Origin of the sequence: Streptomyces sp. AM8-1-1 (assembly GCF_032229325.1) — a bacterium.
GTDB classification, from domain to species: Bacteria; Actinomycetota; Actinomycetes; order Streptomycetales; family Streptomycetaceae; genus Streptomyces; species Streptomyces achmelvichensis.
In genome coordinates, this window is the sequence record NZ_CP135086.1 from 5,565,872 (window position 1) to 5,587,892 (window position 22,021).

22 protein-coding genes are annotated in these 22,021 nt (G+C 70.7%); 13 read left to right on the plus strand and 9 right to left on the minus strand.

From position 1 onward, the window contains the following. Positions 1–288 precede the first annotated feature (288 nt). From leuA to RPQ07_RS24960, 5 genes are all read left to right on the plus strand, one after another. Positions 289–2,058: a 2-isopropylmalate synthase gene (gene leuA / locus RPQ07_RS24940; protein WP_313946406.1), complete on the plus strand. Its 1,770-nt coding sequence runs from the start codon at positions 289–291 to the stop codon at positions 2,056–2,058. Between the two features lie 246 nt (positions 2,059–2,304). Beyond that, positions 2,305–2,961, plus strand: a complete 657-nt coding sequence (locus tag RPQ07_RS24945) for a TerB family tellurite resistance protein (protein ID WP_313949019.1) — start codon at positions 2,305–2,307, stop codon at positions 2,959–2,961. 217 nt (positions 2,962–3,178) lie between these two features. Further along, complete coding sequence (locus tag RPQ07_RS24950) at positions 3,179–5,290, plus strand: MMPL family transporter (protein WP_313946407.1); 2,112 nt, start codon at positions 3,179–3,181, stop codon at positions 5,288–5,290. A 71-nt stretch (positions 5,291–5,361) separates the two neighbouring features. After that, the gene (locus RPQ07_RS24955) at positions 5,362–6,618 is read left to right on the plus strand and encodes a sensor histidine kinase (RefSeq protein ID WP_413777777.1); all 1,257 of its coding nucleotides are present in this window, start codon (positions 5,362–5,364) and stop codon (positions 6,616–6,618) included. Further along, on the plus strand, positions 6,615–7,280 hold the full coding sequence (locus RPQ07_RS24960) for a response regulator transcription factor (protein WP_313946409.1): 666 nt from the start codon (positions 6,615–6,617) through the stop codon (positions 7,278–7,280). Before RPQ07_RS24955 ends, RPQ07_RS24960 begins: the two co-directional genes overlap by 4 nt. Before the next feature lie 12 nt (positions 7,281–7,292). Here RPQ07_RS24960 and RPQ07_RS24965 read toward each other — a convergent pair whose 3' ends face one another. Further along, the gene (locus RPQ07_RS24965) at positions 7,293–8,654 is read right to left on the minus strand and encodes an FAD-dependent oxidoreductase (RefSeq protein WP_313946410.1); all 1,362 of its coding nucleotides are present in this window, start codon (positions 8,652–8,654) and stop codon (positions 7,293–7,295) included. A 314-nt stretch (positions 8,655–8,968) separates the two neighbouring features. On the opposite strand from RPQ07_RS24965, the gene RPQ07_RS24970 reads away from it, so the two are divergent. Together RPQ07_RS24970 and RPQ07_RS24975 are read left to right on the plus strand one after the other, a co-directional pair. Then, a complete protein-coding gene (locus tag RPQ07_RS24970) occupies positions 8,969–9,808 on the plus strand; it encodes a hypothetical protein (RefSeq protein WP_313946411.1) in 840 nt (279 codons plus the stop codon). Positions 9,809–9,869: 61 nt separating this feature from the next. Then, the gene (locus tag RPQ07_RS24975; RefSeq protein ID WP_313946412.1) at positions 9,870–10,139 is read left to right on the plus strand and encodes a DUF1905 domain-containing protein; all 270 of its coding nucleotides are present in this window, start codon (positions 9,870–9,872) and stop codon (positions 10,137–10,139) included. A gap of 33 nt (positions 10,140–10,172) precedes the next feature. Here the strand turns inward: RPQ07_RS24975 and RPQ07_RS24980 are convergent, their stop codons facing one another. Then, the gene (locus RPQ07_RS24980; protein ID WP_313946413.1) at positions 10,173–10,568 is read right to left on the minus strand and encodes an SHOCT domain-containing protein; all 396 of its coding nucleotides are present in this window, start codon (positions 10,566–10,568) and stop codon (positions 10,173–10,175) included. A 505-nt stretch (positions 10,569–11,073) separates the two neighbouring features. Here RPQ07_RS24980 and recO point away from each other — a divergent pair. From recO to RPQ07_RS24995, 3 genes are read left to right on the plus strand one after another with little or no spacing between them, the layout of a single operon-like run. Further along, a complete protein-coding gene (gene recO / locus RPQ07_RS24985) occupies positions 11,074–11,820 on the plus strand; it encodes a DNA repair protein RecO (RefSeq protein ID WP_313946414.1) in 747 nt (248 codons plus the stop codon). Positions 11,821–11,843: 23 nt separating this feature from the next. After that, positions 11,844–12,689: an isoprenyl transferase gene (locus RPQ07_RS24990; protein ID WP_313946415.1), complete on the plus strand. Its 846-nt coding sequence runs from the start codon at positions 11,844–11,846 to the stop codon at positions 12,687–12,689. Beyond that, positions 12,686–13,021: a hypothetical protein gene (locus tag RPQ07_RS24995; RefSeq protein WP_313946416.1), complete on the plus strand. Its 336-nt coding sequence runs from the start codon at positions 12,686–12,688 to the stop codon at positions 13,019–13,021. Before RPQ07_RS24990 ends, RPQ07_RS24995 begins: the two co-directional genes overlap by 4 nt. Before the next feature lie 39 nt (positions 13,022–13,060). Here RPQ07_RS24995 and RPQ07_RS25000 read toward each other — a convergent pair whose 3' ends face one another. From RPQ07_RS25000 to RPQ07_RS25015, 4 genes are read right to left on the minus strand one after another with little or no spacing between them, the layout of a single operon-like run. Next, positions 13,061–13,498, minus strand: a complete 438-nt coding sequence (locus RPQ07_RS25000) for a transcriptional repressor (protein ID WP_313946417.1) — start codon at positions 13,496–13,498, stop codon at positions 13,061–13,063. Between the two features lie 58 nt (positions 13,499–13,556). Further along, positions 13,557–14,450: a metal ABC transporter permease gene (locus tag RPQ07_RS25005; RefSeq protein ID WP_313946418.1), complete on the minus strand. Its 894-nt coding sequence runs from the start codon at positions 14,448–14,450 to the stop codon at positions 13,557–13,559. 2 nt (positions 14,451–14,452) lie between these two features. After that, on the minus strand, positions 14,453–15,217 hold the full coding sequence (locus RPQ07_RS25010; protein WP_313949020.1) for a metal ABC transporter ATP-binding protein: 765 nt from the start codon (positions 15,215–15,217) through the stop codon (positions 14,453–14,455). 22 nt (positions 15,218–15,239) lie between these two features. Continuing rightward, complete coding sequence (locus tag RPQ07_RS25015) at positions 15,240–16,220, minus strand: metal ABC transporter substrate-binding protein (RefSeq protein ID WP_313946419.1); 981 nt, start codon at positions 16,218–16,220, stop codon at positions 15,240–15,242. Between the two features lie 210 nt (positions 16,221–16,430). On the opposite strand from RPQ07_RS25015, the gene RPQ07_RS25020 reads away from it, so the two are divergent. Both RPQ07_RS25020 and RPQ07_RS25025 read left to right on the plus strand, forming a co-directional pair. Beyond that, positions 16,431–17,816 (plus strand): glycine--tRNA ligase, encoded by a 1,386-nt coding sequence (locus RPQ07_RS25020; protein ID WP_313946420.1) that lies wholly within the window; start codon positions 16,431–16,433, stop codon positions 17,814–17,816. A 235-nt stretch (positions 17,817–18,051) separates the two neighbouring features. Then, on the plus strand, positions 18,052–18,270 hold the full coding sequence (locus RPQ07_RS25025) for a hypothetical protein (protein WP_313946421.1): 219 nt from the start codon (positions 18,052–18,054) through the stop codon (positions 18,268–18,270). Between the two features lie 12 nt (positions 18,271–18,282). Here RPQ07_RS25025 and RPQ07_RS25030 read toward each other — a convergent pair whose 3' ends face one another. Both RPQ07_RS25030 and RPQ07_RS25035 read right to left on the minus strand, forming a co-directional pair. After that, entirely contained in the window at positions 18,283–18,870 is a 588-nt protein-coding gene (locus tag RPQ07_RS25030) for a TetR family transcriptional regulator (RefSeq protein ID WP_313946422.1), read from the minus strand. 38 nt (positions 18,871–18,908) lie between these two features. Continuing rightward, on the minus strand, positions 18,909–19,919 hold the full coding sequence (locus tag RPQ07_RS25035; RefSeq protein ID WP_313946423.1) for an aldo/keto reductase: 1,011 nt from the start codon (positions 19,917–19,919) through the stop codon (positions 18,909–18,911). Between the two features lie 288 nt (positions 19,920–20,207). Here RPQ07_RS25035 and RPQ07_RS25040 point away from each other — a divergent pair, with 288 nt between their 5' ends. Then, positions 20,208–20,402, plus strand: coding sequence for a DUF6243 family protein (locus tag RPQ07_RS25040; protein WP_313946424.1), 195 nt, complete (start codon positions 20,208–20,210; stop codon positions 20,400–20,402). Between the two features lie 100 nt (positions 20,403–20,502). Here RPQ07_RS25040 and RPQ07_RS25045 read toward each other — a convergent pair whose 3' ends face one another. Further along, on the minus strand, positions 20,503–21,945 hold the full coding sequence (locus RPQ07_RS25045) for an MFS transporter (protein ID WP_413777778.1): 1,443 nt from the start codon (positions 21,943–21,945) through the stop codon (positions 20,503–20,505). Positions 21,946–22,021: the final 76 nt, after the last annotated feature.

The following is a 22,021-nucleotide window of genomic DNA, read 5'->3' on the forward strand; positions in this document are numbered from 1 at the left end:
CTAGTTGCCACCATGATGAGTGAAATGGAGTGATGGATCACCGTTTGGCCGTTACCGACGAGTCGTCCCGCATACTGGGACAGCACCGCCGTCCCGGCCCCACTCGGTTAGGCTGCCTCTCATCATGCGTTTCGGGCTGCTTCTTCTTAGCTGCCGCGGCGAGGGCCTGTAGTCGTAGGCCGACCCCCTCCCCGCGGGATCTGGTGCTGCTTCGCCCCGTCGGCCTCCCCCACCGCCCTCCGGGCGTGGGAGGTACCAGATCCTTGAGGACCGAGGAGCCCCACGCACATGTCTGACACTTCTGTCGGTCGCCCCACGCCCGTCACCAACGCGACCCACACCCAGAAGCCGTCTGGGATGCCGATCCACAAGTACGGCCGGTACGAGGCCGTGGACATCCCCGACCGCACCTGGCCCGAGAACCGGATCACCAAGGCGCCGCGCTGGCTGTCGACCGATCTGCGCGACGGCAACCAGGCCCTGATCGACCCCATGTCGCCCGCTCGTAAGCGGGAGATGTTCGACCTGCTGGTACGCATGGGCTACAAGGAGATCGAGGTCGGTTTCCCCTCCTCCGGCGAGACGGACTTCGCGTTCGTGCGGTCCATCATCGAAGAGGGCGCGGTCCCCGAGGACGTGACGATCTCCGTCCTGACGCAGGCGCGCGAGGACCTGATCGAGCGCACCGTGGAGTCCGTGAAGGGCGCCCACCGCGCGACCGTGCACCTGTACAACGCCACCGCGCCCACCTTCCGCCGGGTCGTCTTCCGCGGGTCCAAGGACGACATCAAGCAGATCGCCGTGGACGGCACGCGCCTGGTGATGGAGTACGCCGAGAAGATCCTGGGCCCGGAGACGACCTTCGGCTATCAGTACAGCCCGGAGATCTTCACCGACACGGAGCTGGACTTCGCGCTGGAGGTCTGTGAGGCCGTCTGTGACGTCTGGCAGCCCGAGGCCGGCCGCGAGATCATCCTCAACCTGCCCGCCACGGTGGAGCGTTCGACCCCCTCCACGCACGCCGACCGCTTCGAGTGGATGTCGCGCAACCTGACCCGGCGCGAGTACGTCTGCCTGTCCGTGCACCCGCACAACGACCGGGGCACCGCCGTCGCCGCCGCCGAGCTGGCGATCATGGCCGGCGCGGACCGGATCGAGGGCTGCCTGTTCGGCCAGGGCGAGCGCACCGGCAACGTCGACCTGGTGACGCTGGGCATGAACCTGTTCTCGCAGGGCGTCGACCCGCAGATCGACTTCTCGCAGATCGACGAGATCCGTCGGACCAGCGAGTACTGCAACCAGATGGAGATCCACCCGCGCCACCCCTACGCGGGCGATCTGGTCTATACGGCCTTCTCCGGCTCCCACCAGGACGCCATCAAGAAGGGCTTCGACGCGCGGGAGGCCGACGCGGCCGCCCAGGGCAGGTCCGTCGACGAGATCGAGTGGGCCGTGCCGTACCTGCCCATCGACCCCAAGGACGTCGGCCGTTCCTACGAGGCGGTCATCAGGGTCAACTCGCAGTCCGGCAAGGGCGGTATCGCCTACGTCCTGAAGAACGACCACAAGCTGGACCTGCCGCGCCGGATGCAGATCGAGTTCTCGAAGATCATCCAGGCGAAGACGGATACCGAGGGCGGCGAGGTCACCCCGAAGGACATCTGGACGGTCTTCCAGGACGAGTACCTGCCGAACCCGGCGGACGGCGCGGCTCGCTGGGGCCGTATCCAGCTGCGGTCCGGTCAGACCACCACCGACACCGACGGGATCGACACCCTGACCGTCGAGGCGGTCGTGGACGGTACCGAGACCGTGCTGACCGGTTCGGGCAACGGTCCGATCTCCGCCTTCTTCGAGGCGCTGAACGCGGTGGGCGTGGACGCCCGCCTGCTGGACTACACCGAGCACACGATGAGCGAGGGCGCGTCCGCGCAGGCCGCCTCGTACATCGAGTGCGCGATCGACGGCAAGGTGCTGTGGGGCATCGGCATCGACGCCAACACCACGCGCGCCTCGCTGAAGGCGGTCGTCTCGGCCGTCAACCGCGCGGCCCGCTGAGCGGGTTCACTTTTCCACCGCGCCCCCGGCCTCCCACCACGGAGGCCGGGGGCGCGGTGCGTCCGGAACGCGCCGTCGTACGCCGTGGTGAAGGGCGGGGAAATCGGCCATGTCCTGGCGTACTGCCGCCGGGGTGCTGACGGCACAACACCGGTGTGGCTAACATCACGTCAACGCGGCAATGTTGCCGGACGGTTACGGAGGTGTGAGGTGCGGGCAGACCGTGGGGTATTCGGCCGAAAAGTGATGGTCTGCGGCATTCACACTTCGTGGAACACCGTCGGCGACGGGGAGTTCTTCTGCCCCGGCTGCGGAGGCGACCGCAACTACCGGCGGCGCACAGGCCGTCGACGGTTCACCCTGCTCGGTGTTCCGCTGCTGTCCCGCGGCTCCGCCGGCCCCGTCGTCGAGTGCGCCGCCTGTCACGGGCACTTCGGCATGGACGCCCTCGATCACCCCACCACCGCCCGTTTCTCCGCGATGCTGCGGGACGCCGTCCACACCGTCGCGCTCGCCGTCCTCGCCTCCGGCGGCACCTCCTCCCGGCCGGTGCGCGAGACCGCCGTCGCCACCGTGCGCGCGGCCGGCCTCGACGACTGCACCGAGGACCAGCTCACCGGACTGATCGAGGCGCTCGCCGCGGACACCGGCCGCTTCGTCACCGACACCGGGCCCTACGGCGCGGCGCTCGCCATCGAACTGCACGAGGCCCTCGAACCGCTCGCCCCGCACCTGGCCGCCGCCGGGCGGGAGTCCATCCTGCTCCAGGGCGCGCACATCGCCCTCGCCGACGGGCCCTACACCACGGCGGAGCGCGAGGTCCTCACGACGGTGGGCGCCGCGCTGCAACTGTGCGCGGACGACACGGCGCGACTGCTCGCCACCGCACGCACCCCGTTCTAGTGCCGCTCCCGTCAGGCTTGCCGGAAACGGCACCGGATCACGGCCTCCAGCGCGGGGGAATGCCCGAGCGCGTACTCCCCGGGGAGTAATCCGTCCTCCGCGCCATCCGTCGCAGTACTCCCCATCTCGCCCTGCCGCGCGACGTATCGCGTCCTTCGCGGCGGGAGTCTGGTGATCCGATCCGACCACCGGACACCCGTGACGAAGGGGAGCACCCATGGGGCCCGTACCGACCACCGAGCTGTCACCGCCCGCACCGCCACCGACCCGACGACGACGCGCCGTGCCCTGGGCCGTGCTCGGGCTGTGGCTTGTCGTTCTCGTCGTCGCCGGAGCGTTTGCCGGGAAGCTCGGGGACGTGCAGCGCGACCGTGCCGTCGACTACCTGCCGAACAACGCCGACTCGACCCAGGTCGCCCGGATCCAGGACCGTCTGCCCGGCGGAGAGTCCACCGACCTCGTGCTCGTCTACCACCGCGACGGCGGACTCACCGCCGCCGACCGGGCGTCCGCCGCCCGCCAGGTCGGGGAGGTCGTCGCCGGGCACCGGCTGACCGCGCGGCCACAGCTCGTGCCCTCCGAGGACGGCACGACGCTGATGTACCCCGTCTCCAGCACCGAGCCGGGGCAGGACGAGGAGGCCAGGGACGCCTTCGTCCGGGACGTCCGGGCCACCGTCGACGGCGGGGAGGGACTGAGCGCCGAGGTCGGCGGGCCCGGTGCGCTCGCCACCGACGCCTCCGAGGTCTACAACTCCCTCGACGGCCCGCTGCTCTACACCACCGTCGCCGTCGTCGCGATCCTGCTGATCCTCATCTACCGCAGCCCGCTGCTGTGGATGGTGCCGCTGGTCGTCGCCGGTGTCGCCGACGCCCTCTCGCTGGCGGTGACCTACGGCCTCAACCAGGCCTTCGACGTCACCGTCTCCGGGCAGAGCTCCGGTGTGATGACGATCCTGGTCTTCGGCGCGGGCACCGACTACGCGCTGCTGATCGTCTCCCGCTACCGGGAGGAACTGCGCCGCACCCCGCGCCCGTACGACGCCATGACCACGGCGCTGCGCGGCTGCGGACCCGCGATCGTCGCGTCCTCGGGGACCGTGGCGGCCGGCATGCTCTGTCTGCTCGCGGCCGACCTCAACAGCAGCCGGGGCATGGGCCCCACGGCGGCGGTCGGAGTGCTGTGCGCCCTGCTCGCCATGACGACCCTGCTGCCCGCGATCCTCGTGTTGCTGGGGCGCCGGGTCTTCTGGCCGCTGATCCCGGCGTACGGCAGCGAACCCAGGGCCCGGCGCTCCCTGTTCGCGGCCATGGGCAGTACGGCGGGGAGGCGGCCGGTCGGTGTGCTGGTGAGCGGAGCCGTGGTGCTGGGGGCGCTCGCGCTGGGCTCGTTCGCGCTGCCCGGGGATCTCAAGCAGGAGGACTCGTTCACCAGCACGCCGGAGGCGGTCGCCGCGATGGGCACGCTGGGCGAGGCGTTCCCCGGCACGGGCACCCAGCCGATCGCCGTGATCGCGCCGACGGACGGCGCGGACGCGGCGCTGGCCGAGGCCCGTGGCACCGAGGGCGTCCTGAGCGCCGAACGCGGCCGCAGCGGCGGGGGCTGGACGGAGCTCTCCGTCGTCGCGAAGGACGCACCTCAGTCGCCGGGGGAGACGGCCACCATCACGGCACTCCGGGACGCGCTCGACGGCTCCTACGTCGGCGGCCCCAGCGCCCAGCAGCTCGACCTGGAGGACACCAACGCCCGCGACACCACCATCGTGGTCCCGCTGGTGCTGTTCTCGGTCCTGCTGATCCTCGTCGCCCTGCTCCGCAGCCTGGTCGCCCCGCTGCTGCTCGTCGTGGCGGTCGTCGCCGTGTGGGGAGCGGCCCTCGGCATCGGCGGGCTGCTCTTCGAACCGCTCGGCCTCGAAGGCACCGACCCGGGCCTGCCGCTGCTGTCCTTCGTCTTCCTCGTCGCGCTCGGAGTCGACTACGGGATCTTCCTGATGCACCGGATGCGCGAGGAGTCGCTGGCCGGCGCCGAACCGGTGGCGGCCGCTCTCACCGCGCTGCGCACGACGGGCGGGGTGATCGCGTCGGCGGGGCTCGTCCTCGCGGCGACCTTCGCGGTGCTGACCAGCATGCCGATGGTCCAACTCGTGGAACTGGGCTTTGTGATCGCGGTCGGGGTCCTGCTGGACACCTTCGTGGTCCGGACCTACCTCGTCACCAGCGCCAGTGTGCTGCTGAAGCGAAAGGTCTGGTGGCCGGGCGCGCTGTCCCGGTCCCCGGGGGATCCGGTTCGCGCGCCGCAGAGCGTGCCCGAACCGGCCGTTCGCGGCTGACGGGACGCGGGGTGCCCGGACGCGGGCACCCCGCACCCTCACCACCACCACCTCTCCGACCATCACGCAGGATGGATGCCGTGTCCCCGCCACCCGTGACCAGCCCGCCCAGCGCCCGGCCCCACCCGAGGCTCGGCGAGCGGGTGCTGACGGCCGTCAGCCGTGACCCCCTGACCGCGCCGAACCGCCGACGCAACGACGCCGTCCTCACCGTGGCCGTCGCCGCCCTCGCCCTCCTTCTCGGTCTGGTCGTGAACGACGGGCGCGACCCGGACGCGCTGGGCTGGCTGCTCCTGGCCGGGGCGGTCGTCCCGCTCGCCTGGCGACGCGAGCACCCCGGCCTCGTCCTCGCCCTCGTGCTGCTGTGCGTGGCTCCGTACCACGCGATGGACAACACCCATGCGGCACCGCTCCCGGCCTCGCTGATCGCCCTCTACACGCTGGCGGCCACCGCCCGTCCGCGCGTCACCCTCCTCGTCGGCTTCGGCGTCATCGGGCTCACTCTCACGGTGATGTTCGGCGTCGGCGCCGACGAGGGACTGGAGGCCCTGCGCACCTCCGGCTGGATCTTCGCCGTGCTCGTCTTCGGTGTGGACGTGCGCGTCTACCGCCGCTACGTCGCCTCGGTCGTCCGCCGCGCCGAACACGCCGAACGCACCCGCGAGGAGGAGGCCGCCCGCCGGGTCGCCGAGGAGCGGCTGCGTATCGCCCGTGATCTGCACGACCTGCTCGCGCACTCCATCACGCTCATCGGCGTCCAGACCTCCGTCGCCTCCCACGTCCTGACCGTCGATCCCGACCGGCTCGACCGGGCCGCGATCGCCAAAGCCCTCGACGACATCGCGGAGACCTGCCGCACGGCACGCGGCGAACTGCGCACGACGCTGGAGGTGCTCAGGGCCGACGGGCCGGACTGGGACGGCCCGCTGCCCGATCTCGCGGCCCTTCCCGACCTCGTACGGGCCGCAGAGGCGCGGCTGACCCTGCGCACGGGCGACGGGCCGTTGCCGTCGGCCGTGCAGGCGGCCGCGTACCGGATCGTGCAGGAGTCGCTCACCAACGCCGTACGCCACGGCGGCCCGGGCACGGGCATCTCGGTGACGGTTCTGGACCGGGGAGGGGAGTTGACGGTCACCGTCACCGACGACGGCGACGGAGGCGGTGTTGGGCCCGTGACCACGGCCGCGGACGGCGCGGGCTACGGAATCATCGGCATGCGCGAGCGGGCACGGAGCGTCGGCGGCACACTGTCGGCAGGCCCGCGGGACGGCGGCGGGTTCGAAGTGGCGGCGGTCCTGCCGCTCCGGCAGTCGGAGGTCTCCGCATGAGCGTGATCCGTGTGCTGCTCGCGGACGACCAGGCGCTCGTGCGCGCCTCGTTCGCGATGCTCGTCGAGTCGGCGCGTGACATGGAGGTCGTCGCGCAGGCGCGCAACGGCGCCGAAGCGGTCGAACTCGCCCGCACCGAACGGGCGGACGTCGTCGTCATGGACATCCGGATGCCCGAACTCGACGGCATCGAGGCCACCCGGCTCATCGCCGCCGACGACGACCTCGCCGGGGTGAAGGTGCTCGTGCTGACGACGTACGACACCGACGACCACATCGTCGAGGCACTGCGCGCGGGCGCGTCCGGCTTCCTGGTGAAGGACACCAAGCCGGCTGAACTGCTGGCCGCGATCAGGACCGTCGCGGCGGGGGAGGCGCTGCTCTCCCCGGGGCCCACCTCCCGGCTGATCGCCCGGGTGCTGAGTGCCCCCCAGGCCCCGCCGGCCGGCGGGCCCGAGGATCTGACCGACCGGGAGCGCCAGGTCCTCGCGCTCGTCGCGCGAGGACTGAACAACAGCGAGATCGGCGAGGTGCTCGGTCTCTCACCGCTCACGGCGAAGACGCACGTCAGCCGGATCATGGGCAAGCTCGCCGCCCGTGACCGTGCCCAACTCGTCATCGTGGCCTACGAGTCGGGACTGGTGGTCCCGGGCGGCGGATGAGCAGCCGGACGCTCAGGCGCCGCTCGCCTTCAGCATCTCGTCGCGCTCGACGATCTTCACGCGCTCGCGTCCCTCGGCCTCGCCCAGCGCCCGCTCGGCCTCGTCCAGCCGGTACCAGCCGTCCCAGGTGGTGTAGCGGACGTTGCGGTCCTCCAGGAACGCCACGACGGCCTCCGGGCCCGGTGCGACGGGCGTGAGCAGCCGGCCGCCCGCGTGGTCGTCCAGGAGGTTGGCGACCGTCTCGTTCGCGTCGCCCTTGGTGTGGCCGATGAGGCCGACCGGGCCGCGCTTGATCCAGCCGGTCACATACGTCGACCGGAGGTGCTCGCCGGCCTCGATCACACGGCCGCCCTCGTGGGGGACCGTGCCGGTGAGGAGGTCGAAGGGCAGCTTGGGCAGTTCCTCGGAGAGGTAGCCGACCGCGCGGTACACGGACTGGATGTCCCAGGTGCGCACGGCGCCCGTGCCGGTGACGTTGCCCGTGCCGTCGAGCTGCGTGCGCTCGGTCCGCAGGCCGACGACCTTGCCGTCCTCACCGACGACCTCGACGGGCGACTCGAAGAAGTGCAGGAACAGCTTGTGGGGGCGGTCGCCGACATCGCGGATCGCCCAGTTCTCCAGCGTCTTCGCCACCATGTCCGCCTGCTTGTTGGCGCGGCGGGTGGCGATCGAGCCCTCGTCGTAGTCGATGTCCTCGGGGTCGACGATGACCTCGATGTTCGGCGAGTGGTCGAGCTCGCGCAGCTCCATCGGGCTGAACTTGGCCTGCGCGGGACCGCGCCGGCCGAAGACGTGCACCTCGAGGGCCTTGTTGGCGGCGAGCCCGGCGTACACGTTCGGCGGGATCTCCGTCGGAAGGAGCTCGTCCGCGGTCTTCGCCAGGATGCGGGCGACGTCCAGGGCCACGTTGCCGACACCGAGGACGGCCACCTTCTCGGCCTCCAGCGGCCACTCGCGCGGCACCTCCGGGTGGCCGTCGTACCAGGAGACGAAGTCGGCCGCCCCGTACGAGCCGTCCAGCTCGATGCCCGGGATGTCCAGCGCCCGGTCCGCCTCGGCGCCGGTGGAGAAGATCACCGCGTCGTAGAACTCGTGCAGATCGTCCAGGCCGATGTCACTCGGGTAGTCGACGTTGCCGAAGAGGCGTATCTGGGGCTTGTCGAGCACCTGGTGCAGCGCGGTGATGATGCCCTTGATGCGCGGGTGGTCGGGCGCGACGCCGTAGCGGATCAGCCCGAACGGTGCGGGCATCCGCTCGAAGAGGTCGATGGAGACGCCGGGCTCGACCGCGGCCTCGGACTTCAGCAGGGCGTCGGCGGCGTAGATTCCGGCCGGGCCGGCACCGACGATCGCGATCCGCAGAGGGCGGGGCATGGAATGTTCCCTTCGAGCGTGGTCCACGGGGCGGGACAGCGGTGCGGGTCGTGGGATGGCAGGGATGTCTCGCCTGTTCACCCTGGCAACGACGCTGCTGCCGCGGTACCCGTCACATGCCTATGAGCCCATAAGCCTGATCTATGACCTGAAGCCTGGAGTGGCATAGGTAAGGACACCCTAACCGGACGCCCTCACGTCGCAGCGACCGGGATCCCGCTGCACGCTGGTACCAGGAAACCCGTCGGGGGCCGACACCGGCCACAGCGGGACAGGAGCGCCGGGGCAGACCGGCCCGGCGAAGGGGCGCGCCCATGAACGCTGCCGCAGGCTCGGTACCCGGTGGCCGGCTGGAAGCCGCCCTGGAGAACCCCGTCGCCGGCATGTCCCCGTGGATCATCTTCTCGGTGCTGGTCGGCCCCGGGCGGTTCGAGCTGGCCGTGGGCCTCGCCCTCGCGGTGGTGGTGCTGCTCGTGGTGCTCGGGCGGGTGCTCCACCGTGGCAGGTCGGTCAAGCTGCTGGAAGTGGCGGACATCGTCTTCTTCGCCGCGCTGGCGGTGATCGGAGCCGTGGCCTCCGAGGGCACGCTGAACTGGCTGGAGACCTACGCGGGTGAGCTGTCCAACCTCGCACTGGTGGTCATCGCGTTCGGCTCGATGGCCGCCGGGATGCCCTTCACCCTCCAGTACGCACGCGAGCGCGTCGGCAAGGAGTACTGGGACTCGCCGGAGTTCCGCCATGCCAACCAGGTGATCACCGGTGCCTGGGGCCTCGCCTTCCTGGTGGCGGCCATCGCGGGCGGCTACGGCGATCTGGTGCTGCACAACCCGAACAACCTCTGGACGGGCTGGGTCGTCCAGATCGCGGCGATCGTGATGGCGGTGAGCTTCACCGAGTGGTACCCGCAGGTCGTCCGCAGCCGCCGGTCCGACGGGCACCCGCCGCCGGTCCGCCATCTGCTCACCCCGCTGGCCGGCCTGCTCATCCCGATGGGCATCCTCGCCCTGGTCTTCGACGCGTCGGCGTCGTGGTTCGGCGTGGCCCTCATCATCCTCGGCGTGGTGCTGGCCCGGGCGATCGGCAAGGACGCCGAGATGACGCGGCTGCGGGGCGGCCACTCACGGGACAAGCGGCAGGGCCGCCGGCTGCGATGAGTTCCGACCGCCGCGGCGGTCCATCCTGCAGAGCCGACGACAGGACTGTGAGGGCACCGTCATGAACAAGCAGTTCACCGCCACCCTGGTGAAGAGCCCGAGCAAGGGCGGCTGGACCTATCTCGTATGGCCGGAGTCGGTGGAGTACTTCGGCACCCGGGGCCTGGTCAAGGTCCGCGGCACGATCGACGGACACCCGTTCCGCAGCTCCTTCATGGCGCTGGGGAACGGCACGCACAAGCTGCCGGTGAAGGCGGATGTGCGAAAGGCGATCGGCAAGGAGGCGGGGGACTCGGTCACCGTGCGCCTCGAGGAGCGCCTGGAGGCGTGAGCCGGCGCTCCCCGGGGCGGGTGATGTGCCTCCTCAGTGCAGGATCTTCTCCTTCGCGCGGTTGAACTCCGCGTCCGAGATGTCGCCGCGGGCCCGGATCTCGGACAGCTTCGCGAGCTGCTCCACCTCGCTCGGGCCGCCGGCGGTGCTGCGGATGTACTCGTCGAGGGCCTTCTTCTGGTCCTCGGCATGCTTCTGCTCGCGCCGGCCCATGCCGCGGCCGCGGGCGACGACGTAGACGAAGACCCCGAGGAAGGGGAGCAGGATGACGAACAGGAGCCAGACGGTCTTCATCCCGCCGCTGAGCGTGTCGTCCCGGAAGATGTCGCCGATGATCCGGAAGAGCAGGAAGAACCAGAGCACCCACAGGGAGATCCAGAGGACCGTCCACATGGCTCCCAGCAGGGGATAGTCGTAAGCGAGTTGCATGTCACTGCCCTTCGTGATGGATCAGCGCCGGATGGGCGTTGCTCGGGGGTGAAGGGGTGTCGGCCGGCTCCGGGGCGGCAGGCGGGCCCAGGGGGCGGGCGCTGCGGCGGGGGAACCGGCTGATTCCACTGTACGAGCGTTCCCCCCGGCGCGCCCCGCGTCGGCCCGGCGGCGGGCCTCGGGGCCCGGTACCCCACCGGTTCGGCCCTGAGGGCCGCGCAGAGGACGGCGTACGGGAGAATGGAGCGCATGAGCCTGTTCCGTGACGACGGTGTCGTGCTGCGCACCCAGAAGTGGGGCGAGGCCGGCCGCATCATGCTGTGCTCATCCGGGGGGCCACCCCCGGGCCCCCGGTCGTGGGCGGGTGGGGGTGTGCGGTGAGTCTGTTCCGTGACGACGGTGTCGTGCTGCGCACCCAGAAGCTGGGTGAAGCCGACCGCATCATGCTGTGCTCATCCGGGGGGCCACCCCCGGGCCCCCGGTCGTGGGCGGGTGGGGGTGTGCGGTGAGTCTGTTCCGTGACGACGGTGTCGTGCTGCGCACCCAGAAGCTGGGTGAAGCCGACCGCATCATCACGTTGCTCACGCGGGGGCACGGGCGTGTGCGGGCCGTCGCCCGCGGGGTGCGGCGGACCAAGTCGAAGTTCGGCGCGCGGCTCGAACCCTTCTCGCACGTCGACGTGCAGTTCTTCGCCCGCGGCAGCGAGCTCGTCGGGCGCGGGCTGCCGCTGTGCACCCAGAGCGAGACCATCGCCCCCTACGGCGGCGGCATCGTCTCCGACTACGCCCGCTACACCGCCGGCACCGCCATGCTCGAGACCGCCGAGCGGTTCACCGACCACGAGGGCGAGCCGGCCGTCCAGCAGTACCTCCTCCTCGTCGGCGGGCTGCGCACCCTCGCCCGCGGCGAGCACGCCCCCCACCTGATCCTCGACGCCTTCCTGCTGCGCTCTCTCGCCGTCAACGGCTACGCGCCCAGCTTCGACGACTGCGCGAAGTGCGGCCTCCACGGGCCGAACCGCTTCTTCTCGGTGGCCGCGGGCGGCGTCATATGCGGCGACTGCCGGGTGCCCGGCAGCGTCGTACCCTCTGCGGAGGCCATCGCACTGCTCAGCGCGCTGCTGACCGGCGACTGGCCCACGGCGGACGCGTGCGAGGCGCGCCACGTCAGGGAGGGCAGCGGACTGGTGTCCGCGTACCTGCACTGGCACTTGGAGCGCGGACTGCGCTCCCTCCGGTACGTCGAGAAGTAGCAGAAATAGGAGATGTGAGCCGCATGGCACGACGCGGAATCCTGGGCCGGTCCCGCCGCGAGTACAAGGTCCCCGAGCCGCACCCCTCCGGCGCCCGCCCGCCGAAGATCCCGGGCGAGCTGGTGCCGGGCCATGTGGCCTGCGTGATGGACGGCAACGGCCGCTGGGCCAAGGAGCGCGGTCTGCCCCGCACCGAGGGCCACAAGGTCGGCGAGGCCGTCGTGCTGGACGTGCTCAAGGGCTGCCTGGAGATGGGAGTGAAGAACCTCTCCCTCTACGCCTTCTCCACCGAGAACTGGAAGCGTTCGCCCGACGAGGTGCGCTTCCTGATGAACTTCAACCGTGACGTCATCCGCCGCCGCCGTGACGAGATGGACGAGCTCGGTATCCGTATCCGCTGGGTCGGCCGGATGCCGAAGATGTGGAAGTCGGTCGTCCAGGAGCTCCAGATCGCCCAGGAGCAGACCAAGGACAACGACGCGATGACGCTGTACTTCTGCGTGAACTACGGCGGCCGGGCCGAGCTCGCGGACGCCGCGCAGGGCATCGCGCGCGATGTGGCGGCGGGGAAGCTGGACCCGTCGAAGGTGAACGAGAAGACGTTCCAGAAGTACCTATACTACCCGGACATGCCGGACGTGGATCTGTTCCTGCGTCCGAGCGGCGAGCAGCGCACGTCGAACTACCTGATCTGGCAGAGCAGTTACGCCGAGATGGTCTTCCAGGACGTGCTGTGGCCGGACTTCGACCGGCGTGACCTGTGGCGTGCCTGCCTGGAGTACGCCCAGCGGGACCGCCGTTTCGGCGGTGCCATCCCGAACGAGGAACTGGAAGCGATGCGCGGCCGCCCCGAGGGCACCACTGCGTGACCGGCCGGGGATGTGGCAGCGTCGCGCTCTTCGCGGTCGCGGCGCTCGCCACCTACCTGAGCTTCGTGTTCACGTTCGAGATGGAGACCCTCGACGGCCTCCGTGAGAACCGCGCCGATGTCGCGTACTTCTTTCTGCGCGCGGCGGCGGTGGCGACGGCGGCGGCCATGGTGTTCGCCGGCCGCCGCTCCCGCCTCGCCGTGCTCGCGACCGCGTGTCTGGCCGTATCGCTGGTGTGGCGTCTGAACACGCTCGCACCGGCCCTGCACTGCGGCGACAGCAACAGCGTCGCCCGCAACGCCGACGGCACCTACAACTGCTACGAACGCTGAGGGGCGGCGCGCTCCGGTCCGGAGCGCGCCGTTGCCGGGTCAGGCCTGCGCAGGGGCGCTCGCGCAGTCCGCGCAGGTGCCGAAGATCTCGACGGTGTGCGCCACGTTCACGTAGCCGTGCTGCGCGGCGATCGTCTCCGCCCACTGCTCGACCGCGGGACCCTCGACCTCCACCGCCTTGCCGCACACCCGGCACACCAGGTGATGGTGGTGGTCGTCCGTCGAGCAGCGCCGGTAGACGGACTCGCCGTCACTGGTGCGCAGGACATCCACCTCGCCGGCGTCCGCCAGCGACTGAAGGGTGCGGTAGACCGTGGTCAGACCCACCGAATCGCCGCGGTGCTTGAGCATGTCGTGAAGGTCCTGCGCGCTGCGGAACTCGTCCACCTCGTCGAGCGCCGCCGCCACCGCGGCACGCTGCCGGGTCGACCGGCCTCGCACTGGGGCGGGGTTCCCGCCCGTTGGCGCCGTCACCACAGGTGCCTCCTCGCTTCGCCCGCACATGCTGTCGGGCCCAATTCTGCCAGGCCCGCGGTCAGACCTTGACGTCGTCGCCGGGACGGCGGCTGCCGGGCATGTCCGCGGTGCACTCCGCCGAGGCCGCCTCGACCGTGCGGGCACGCCGTCTGGCCAGGGGGGTTGCCAGCACGGTCAGCGTGATGAAGACCGCGATGGCGAGCAGGACGATCGTCGCTCCCGGCGGGACGTCCTGGTAGTACGACGTGGTCGTGCCGGCCAGCGCGACCGCGACACCGATCCCGACCGCGAGGGCGAACGTCGCCCGGAACGAGCGCGAGATCTGCTGCGCCGCCGCCACCGGCACCACCATCAGCGCGCTGACCAGCAGCAGGCCCACCACGCGCATCGCCACCGAGACCGTGACCGCCGCGGTGACCGCGATCAGCAGGTTCAGCGCCCGCACCGGCAGCCCCGTCACCCGGGCGAACTCCTCGTCCTGGCTGACCGCGAACAACTGGCGCCGCAGGCCCAGCGAGACGAGCACGACGAACGCGGCGAGCACACAGATCGCCGTGAGGTCCTCGTCGGACACCGTGGACAGCGAGCCGAACAGGAACGAGCTCAGATTGGCCGTCGAGCCGGTGTCCGAGATGTTGATCAGCAGGACGCCGCCCGCCATACCGCCGTAGAAGAGCATCGCCAGCGCGATGTCGCCGCGGGTGCGTCCGTACGCCCTGATCAGCTCCATCGCGATCGCGCCGACCACGGAGACGGCCGTCGCCATCCACACCGGGTTGGTGGACAGCAGAAAGCCGAGGCCGACGCCGGTCATCGCCACATGGCCGATGCCGTCGCCCAGCAGCGCCTGCCGGCGCTGCACCAGATAGATGCCGACGGCGGGCGCGGTGATGCCGACCAGTACGGCCGCGATGAGCGCCCGCTGCATGAAGGCGGTCTCGAGGATTTCCATGATCAGGTCAGCAGTCCCGTGCGGAGCGGCTCGTCGGCCGCGTGCGGATGTACGTGGTCGTGGCCGGGCAGGGCGTGCTGGCCCACGGCCTCGGGCGGCGGTCCGTCGTGGACGACGCAGCCGTCCCGCAGCACCACCGCGCGGTCGATGAGCGGCTCCAGCGCGCCCAGTTCGTGCAGCACGAGCAGCACGGTCGTCCCGGCCGCCACCTGCTCGCGCAGCGTCCCGGCGAGGATCTCCTGGCTGACCAGGTCCACGCCCGCCATCGGCTCGTCCATGATCAGCAGTTCGGGTTCGCAGGCGAGCGCGCGGGCGATGAGCACCCGCTGGTGCTGCCCGCCGGACAGGGCGTTCACGGAGTCCCTGGCCCGGTCGGTGAGGCCGACCAGCTCGATGGCGCGGTCCACGGCCGCGCGGTCGGCCCGCGAGAGCAGACCGAGGCGCGCGCGGGACAGCCGGCCCGAGGAGACGACCTCGCGGACGGTCGCGGGCACGCCGCTCGCGGCCGTGGTGCGCTGCGGCACATAGCCGATGCGCGACCACCCGCGGAACCGGCGCAGCTCGGTGCCGAAGAGCGTGATCGTTCCGCTCGTGAGCGGCACCTGGCCGATCACGCTGCGTACGGCGGTCGACTTGCCCGAGCCGTTCGCGCCGAGCAGCGCGACGACCTCACCGCGCTCCACGGAGAGGTCGACGCCGCGCAGCACGGGGCGCGAGCCGAGCGAGGCCTGGGCCCCGCGGAGGGATATGACGGGCTCGCTCACGATGCCTCCGATGGGGATGGGTGGGTCACTTCGCGCCGAGAGCCTTCTGCAGCGCGGCGAGGTTGGACTGCATCACGCCGATGTAGTCATCGCCCTGGGACCTCTCGGTGATTCCCTCGAGCGGGTCGAGGACGGCCGTCTTCAGCCCGGTGTCCTGGGCGAGGGTCTTCGCGGTCCTGTCGCTGGCGAGCGTCTCGAAGAAGACGGTGCTGACCTTCTCCTTCTTCGCCAGGGTCTGGAGCGCCTTGATGCGGGCCGGGCTCGGCTCGGACTCGGGGTCGACGCCCGCGATGCCCTCCTGGTCCAGGCCGTAGCGCTCGGCGAGGTAGCCGAAGGCGGAGTGCGTGGTGATGAAGGTCTTCGTCGTGGTGTTCTTCAGGCCCTGCTCGAAGGCGGTGTTCAGGCCGTCGAGCTTGGTGACGAGCGCGGTGGTGTTCTTCCGGTAGTCCGCGGCGTGGTCGGGGTCGGCCTTCTCCAGGGAGGCCCCGACGCCCTTGGCGACCTCGGCGTACTTCACGGGGTCGAGCCAGATGTGGGGGTCGGCGCCCGCCTCGCCCTCCGCCTCGTGGGCGTGCTCGTCGTGGGCCGCCTCGTCACCCTCGTGGCTGTGGCCGCCCTCGGTGCCGTGGTGCTCCAGCTCGGTCAGGGTGGCGGCATCGACCTTGTTCTTCGCCTCGGACTCGTCGATGGCCTTGTCGACGGCGGGCTGGATGCCCTTGAGGTAGAGGATGTATCCGGCTTCGCCCAGCTCGGCGGTCTGGCGGGGCTTGAGCTCCAGGTCGTGCGGCTCGACGCCCGGCCGGGTGAGGGTGGAGACGGCGACATGGCTGCCGCCGATCTGCTCCGCCAGGTACTGCATGGGGTAGAACGACGCCACCACCTTGAGCCTGCCGTCGCCGTCCTTGCCATCGGCGGCACCGGAGGTCGAGCAGGCGGACACGGCCATGAGGCCGAGAGCGACGGCTCCGGCGGCGACGGTGGTGGGTATCAGGCGGCGTACGTTCATGACTGTCATTTTCAACAAAAGTGGAAACGATTGTCAACAAAGCTGCTGAGCGGCCCCTCGGGCCGGTCGTACCCCTACCGATTTGATTGGAGGGGTGCGCCCGCCGGTAACCTGAAGCATTCGCCCGCCCGTCTCCCGACCGCCACCCCCCAACGAAGCGCTCCGCGCCTCACCCCCCATACATTCGTCGTCGTTAATGAAGAGAGCACCGTGGCCGCCGACAAGATCGACACCATCGTCAGCCTCAGCAAGCGCCGTGGCTTCGTCTACCCGTGCAGCGAGATCTACGGCGGCCAGCGAGCCGCCTGGGACTACGGGCCGCTGGGCGTCGAGCTGAAGGAGAACATCAAGCGCCAGTGGTGGCGCTACATGGTCACCTCGCGCGAGGACGTCGTCGGAATCGACTCGTCGGTGATCCTGGCCCCCGAGGTCTGGGAGGCCTCCGGTCACGTCGCCACCTTCACCGACCCGCTGACCGAGTGCACCTCCTGTCACAAGCGCTACCGCGCCGACCACCTCATCGAGGCGTACGAGGAGAAGCACAACGGCCGGGCCCCGGAGAACGGTCTCGCCGACCTCAACTGCCCCAACTGCGGCAACAAGGGCACCTTCACCGACCCCAAGCAGTTCTCCGGCCTGCTCTCCACGCACCTCGGCCCGACCCAGGACTCGGGCTCGGTCGCGTACCTGCGTCCCGAGACCGCTCAGGGCATCTTCACCAACTTCGGCCAGGTGCAGCAGACGTCGCGCAAGAAGCCGCCGTTCGGCATCGCGCAGATGGGCAAGTCCTTCCGGAACGAGATCACTCCGGGCAACTTCATCTTCCGCACCCGCGAGTTCGAGCAGATGGAGATGGAGTTCTTCGTCAAGCCCGGCGAGGACGAGCAGTGGCAGGAATACTGGATGGAGCAGCGCTGGAACTGGTACCGCGACCTGGGTCTCCGTGAGGAGAACATGCGCTGGTTCGAGCACCCGCAGGAGAAGCTCTCCCACTACTCCAAGCGCACCGCGGACATCGAGTACCGCTTCAGCTTCGGCGGCAGCGAGTGGGGCGAGCTCGAGGGCGTCGCCAACCGCACCGACTACGACCTCTCGGCGCACTCCAAGGCGTCCGGCCACGACCTGTCGTTCTTCGACCAGGAGGCCGGCGAGCGCTGGACCCCGTACGTCATCGAGCCCGCGGCCGGTGTCGGCCGGGCGATGCTCGCCTTCCTGCTGGACGCGTACAACGAGGACGAGGCCCCGAACGCCAAGGGCGTCATGGAGAAGCGCACCGTGATGCGCCTCGACCCGCGCCTCGCACCGGTCAAGGTCGCCGTCCTGCCGCTCTCCCGCAACGCGCAGCTGTCGCCGAAGGCCAAGGGCCTCGCCACGGACCTGCGGAAGAACTGGAACATCGAGTTCGACGACGCCGGCGCCATCGGCCGCCGCTACCGCCGTCAGGACGAGATCGGCACCCCGTTCTGCGTCACCGTCGACTTCGACACCCTCGACGACAACGCGGTCACCGTGCGCGAGCGCGACACCATGACGCAGGAACGTGTCTCCCTCGACCAGATCCAGTCCTACCTCGGCGCCCGGCTCCTCGGCTGCTGACGTACCCATCGGATCGCCGAAGGCCGGCCGGGCATACAGCCCGGCCGGCCTTCGCGTGTGTGCGTGGACTCCTTCCGCGCGCGGGCACGGCCGTGTCCGTACGGCTCCGACGGGCCGAAAGGTGGCTGCCGGGCGCCTGGTTGTCGACGTGCGGGGCAACAGAGCGACAAGGGTCCCCTGTTGATGTTGTCCGTACTGCACACTGGGGCGCACTCGTCACCCGGGAGAAGACACCATGCCGTCCACGACCACCAGCAAGGTCAGCAGATGGGACCAGCACGGCCGCGAACACGTCGTGCATGTAGCGAAATCGGGCATGCAGCGGATGCTCACCTGTGACACCTGCGGCTGGCGCAAGGGTGCGCAGTTCCTGCCCTGGCTCAAGGCCGAGGAGCACCTCGCCGAGGTCCATCAGGCGACCGTCGACCCGTCGGCCGGAGCGCGTCCGGCCTGACCTCCACCGGTCTCAGGGACGCAGTCCCCGCAGCAACAGGTCGCACACCGCACGGAATTCGTCCTCGATGGCCGGCCTGCGCCACTCCGGCGCGTGCACGGGGTCGTGGAAGCGGGCCGTCGCGACGAACACCGCCTGCGCCGCGGACGCGGGCGACTCGGCTCTGAACTCGCCCGCCGTCACGCCCTCTTCGACGATGCGGGTGAGCTGGCCGGTCAGCAGCGCCAGATGCCGGTCCACCGTGTCGCTGGTCTCGGTGATCAGCGCGCTGTAGGTGGCGAAGAGTTCGGGATCGTCGCCGGCCTTGTGGCGTTTGGCCTCGAAGAGCGCCGACAGCCAGTGCCGCAGCTTCTCCCCGGCCGACGGCGCCGGGGCCTCGGTGATCTCCGCGAGCAGGTCCTCGGTACGGCCGAGCCAGCGCGCCGTCACGGCCTCCCGCAGCGCCGCCTTCGTTCGGAAGTGGCGGTACACGCTGCCGTGGCTCACGCCCAGCAGCCGCGCGACGTCGACGACCGTGGCCTTCGCCGGGCCGTAGCGGCGCAGCACATCCTCGGTGGCTTCCAGGATGCGCTCGGTCGTCAGGGTCTCGCTGGTCGGCATGGTGTCGACGGTACCCGGCCGGTTCGCCTGCACCGGATTCAGTGCTCGCTGTCCAGGTGGGCCATCTGCGCCTCGGGGTAGCGCGCGCCGGCGGCCGCTCCCGCCGGGACGGCTTCCTCGATGGCCGCGAGCTCACCGGCGTCGAGCGTGACGTCGAGCGCGCCGAGGGCCTCGGTGAGCCGGTCCCGGCGCCGGGCGCCGACCAGCGGCACGATGTCCTCACCGCGGGAGAGCACCCAGGCGATCGCGGTCTGCGCGACGGTGATGCCCTTCTGCTCGGCGATCTTCCGCAACTGCTCGACGAGGTCGAGATTGTGGCGCAGGTTCTCGCCCTGGAAGCGTGGGCTCATGCCGCGGAAGTCGCCGGGCGCCAGTTCGCGGTCGTGCGAGAAGTGGCCGCTGATCAGCCCGCGGGAGAGCACGCCGTAAGCGGTGATGCCGATGCCCAGCTCGCGCGTCGTCGGCAGGATCTCGTCCTCGATGCCGCGCGAGATCAGGGAGTACTCGATCTGGAGATCCGCGATCGGGGCCACCGACGCGGCCCGCCGGATGGTGTCCGCGCCCACCTCGGACAGGCCCACGTGTCGCACATGGCCGGCCTCGATCAGTTCGGCGATGGCGCCGACGGTCTCCTCGATCGGGACGCCGGGGTCGATGCGGGCGATCCGGTAGATGTCGATGTGGTCGCGGCCGAGGCGCTGAAGGGAGTACGCGGCGAAGTTCTTCACCGCGGCGGGCCGGCCGTCGACTCCCGACCAGCCGCCGTCGGCGTCGCGCAGCGCGCCGAACTTGACGCTGACGAGGGCCTTCTCGCGGGCGGCCGGCGGCGCGCTGCGCAGGGCCTCGTTGACGAGCAGTTCGTTGTGGCCCATGCCGTAGAAGTCGCCGGTGTCGAGCAGGGTGATGCCGGCGTCGAGGGCGGCGTGGACGGTGGCGATGGACTCGGCGCGGTCGGCCTCGCCGTACAGCGCGGACATGCCCATGCAGCCGAGGCCGAGCGGGGAGACCAGCGGGCCTGTGGTGCCGAGGGGGCGGGGGGTGGGGGCCATGAGGGGCTCCTGGGGTGCGTGGAGGAAACGCTGACACCACTACCGTACCTAACGAATGACAGATTTCAATATCTGTCATTCGCTATCTGTCAGGCGGGGGTGCGACGCGCCTCTCGCTCACCGCCGTGCGCCACGCTGCCCCGAATTCGGATGACCGGCCTCTCGCCAGGCGGTACCGTCTCCCTCATGTCTTCGTTCTTCCAGATCTACGAGTGAGAGGGCGGCGGCCCGACCCGCCCCCCGTCTGACGTTCCCGAAGTCACTTCTCACCACGAATGGGAGAACCCCATGGCCAAGAGCCGGAACAACCTTCTCGGAGTCGGCGGACAGCGACGCAAGCTGTCCCGCGCCGAACAGCAGGCCAACGGACCCACGCGCAACGCCGACCGGCAGACGGCCGCCGAGCAGAAGGCCGAACTGCTGCGGAAGATGCGCGAGCGTGCCGAGGGCACCGACGCTCCGCAGGAGGAGCAGAACCAGTAGGCGCACAACGCACAACCGTGGGCCCGGACCGCACAGGCGGTCCGGGCCCACGGGCATGTCCGGTCCCGGCGCACTCCCTGGCCCCGGCGCACCGCACCGCTCAGGTCAGGGTGCGCGGCAGCCGCAGGCTCAGCAGCGTGGTCAGCGCGATCACGCCCAGCCACACCAGCAGGGTCACCGTCAGCGCCCGTCCGGCGCCCGAGCTCTCCGTCAGCGACAGGAACAGCGAGCCCAGCGTGGCCACACCCAGGGCCAGCGCGGACTGCTGGGTCGTCACCATCACCCCGCTGCCCACGCCCGCCTTCTCGTTCGGGACGTCGGAGAGCACCACGCGGAAGAGCACGGGCAGTTGGAGCCCCTGGCCGAAGCCCGCGAGGGCGAGACCGGGGGCGAGCTGCCAGAGCGCCAGGTGCGACCAGTCGTGCCACACGGTCAGTGCGAGGACCGCGACACCGAGCCCCTGGAGAAGGCCGCCGGCCGTGACGATCCGTGTGCCGTGCCGGACCACCAGCCGCGGCCCGGCGAGCGACGCCACGAAGAAGGCGACGGCCATCGGCACGAGTGTCAGTCCGGACGCGATCGTGCCCGCGCCGAGGCCCTGCTGGAGCGCGACCGCGATGACGAACATGAAGCCGCCGAAGCCGACCGAGAACGGCAGCAGCATCGCGAGCCCGCGGCGCAGGGAGGGCTGGGCGAACAGGCTCGGCGGCACCAGGGGAGTGCGGCCGCGACGGTCCGAGCGCCGTTCCACCCACCAGAACACCGCCGCCGCGACCGGGAAGGCGCCGAGCGCGAGCCACGTCCACAGCGGCCAGCCGGCGGCCCGGCCCTCCGTCAGCGGAGCCAGCAGCGCGAGCAGGGCGACGGTCAGCAGCACGGTGCCCGGCAGATCGACGGGCGCCGGGTCCTTCGACCGGGTGGCGGGGACCGAGCGCGTCGCCAGTACGAGGCCGGCCAGCGCGACCGGCACGTTCACCAGGAAGATCGCCCGCCAGCCGCTGCCCGCGATGTCGGCCGCGACGAGCACGCCGCCCACGATCTGTCCGGCCACCATCGCGAGACCGGCGGTGGCGCCGTACAGGCTCATGGCCCGAGCCCTGCGCTGTCCCGAGGTCGACGCCTGGATCGTGGCCAGCACCTGCGGCAGCATCAGCGCGGCGGCCGCGCCCTGGGCGACCCGTGCGCCGACGAGGGTCCAGGCGTCGGGCGCCAGCCCGCAGGCGAGTGAGGTCAGTCCGAAGGCGGCCATCCCGGCGAGGAAGAGCCGGCGGCGCCCGTACTGGTCGCCGAGCCGCCCGCCGAGGACGAGCAGGACGGCGTACGAGAGCCCGTAGCCGGCGACGACCAGTTCCAGCATCGCGGGACCCGCGGCGAGGTCGTGGTCGATGGTCGGCAGGGCGACATTGACGATGAAGAAGTCGATCAGCGGAAGTGCCGCGCCGAGAAGAAGGGTGAACAGCCCGAGCGGGCCGAGCACCGGGCCGCCGCCGACGGTGGCGGTGGCGGGGGCGGAAACGGGGGAAAGGACACGTGTCTCACTCACACATCCGAAGATCCTCCGATTCGCAGCCTGGTACCAGAGTGTCCTTATCCTGGTACAAGCACTACCTGGCAACGGT

Coding starts and splice junctions, on each gene's coding strand:
- RPQ07_RS24980 (WP_313946413.1), bottom strand. CDS start 10,568: ATGCAACTCGCTTACGACTATCCCCTGCTGGGAGCCATGTGGACGGTC.
- RPQ07_RS24965 (WP_313946410.1), bottom strand. CDS start 8,654: ATGCCCCGCCCTCTGCGGATCGCGATCGTCGGTGCCGGCCCGGCCGGA.
- RPQ07_RS24975 (WP_313946412.1), top strand. CDS start 9,870: ATGAACAAGCAGTTCACCGCCACCCTGGTGAAGAGCCCGAGCAAGGGC.
- RPQ07_RS25035 (WP_313946423.1), bottom strand. CDS start 19,919: ATGGCCCCCACCCCCCGCCCCCTCGGCACCACAGGCCCGCTGGTCTCC.
- RPQ07_RS24990 (WP_313946415.1), top strand. CDS start 11,844: ATGGCACGACGCGGAATCCTGGGCCGGTCCCGCCGCGAGTACAAGGTC.
- RPQ07_RS25025 (WP_313946421.1), top strand. CDS start 18,052: ATGCCGTCCACGACCACCAGCAAGGTCAGCAGATGGGACCAGCACGGC.
- RPQ07_RS25030 (WP_313946422.1), bottom strand. CDS start 18,870: ATGCCGACCAGCGAGACCCTGACGACCGAGCGCATCCTGGAAGCCACC.
- RPQ07_RS24945 (WP_313949019.1), top strand. CDS start 2,305: ATGGTCTGCGGCATTCACACTTCGTGGAACACCGTCGGCGACGGGGAG.
- leuA (WP_313946406.1), top strand. CDS start 289: ATGTCTGACACTTCTGTCGGTCGCCCCACGCCCGTCACCAACGCGACC.
- RPQ07_RS24970 (WP_313946411.1), top strand. CDS start 8,969: ATGAACGCTGCCGCAGGCTCGGTACCCGGTGGCCGGCTGGAAGCCGCC.
- RPQ07_RS24960 (WP_313946409.1), top strand. CDS start 6,615: ATGAGCGTGATCCGTGTGCTGCTCGCGGACGACCAGGCGCTCGTGCGC.
- RPQ07_RS25040 (WP_313946424.1), top strand. CDS start 20,208: ATGGCCAAGAGCCGGAACAACCTTCTCGGAGTCGGCGGACAGCGACGC.
- RPQ07_RS25015 (WP_313946419.1), bottom strand. CDS start 16,220: ATGAACGTACGCCGCCTGATACCCACCACCGTCGCCGCCGGAGCCGTC.
- RPQ07_RS24955 (WP_413777777.1), top strand. CDS start 5,362: ATGGATGCCGTGTCCCCGCCACCCGTGACCAGCCCGCCCAGCGCCCGG.
- RPQ07_RS25005 (WP_313946418.1), bottom strand. CDS start 14,450: ATGGAAATCCTCGAGACCGCCTTCATGCAGCGGGCGCTCATCGCGGCC.
- RPQ07_RS24950 (WP_313946407.1), top strand. CDS start 3,179: ATGGGGCCCGTACCGACCACCGAGCTGTCACCGCCCGCACCGCCACCG.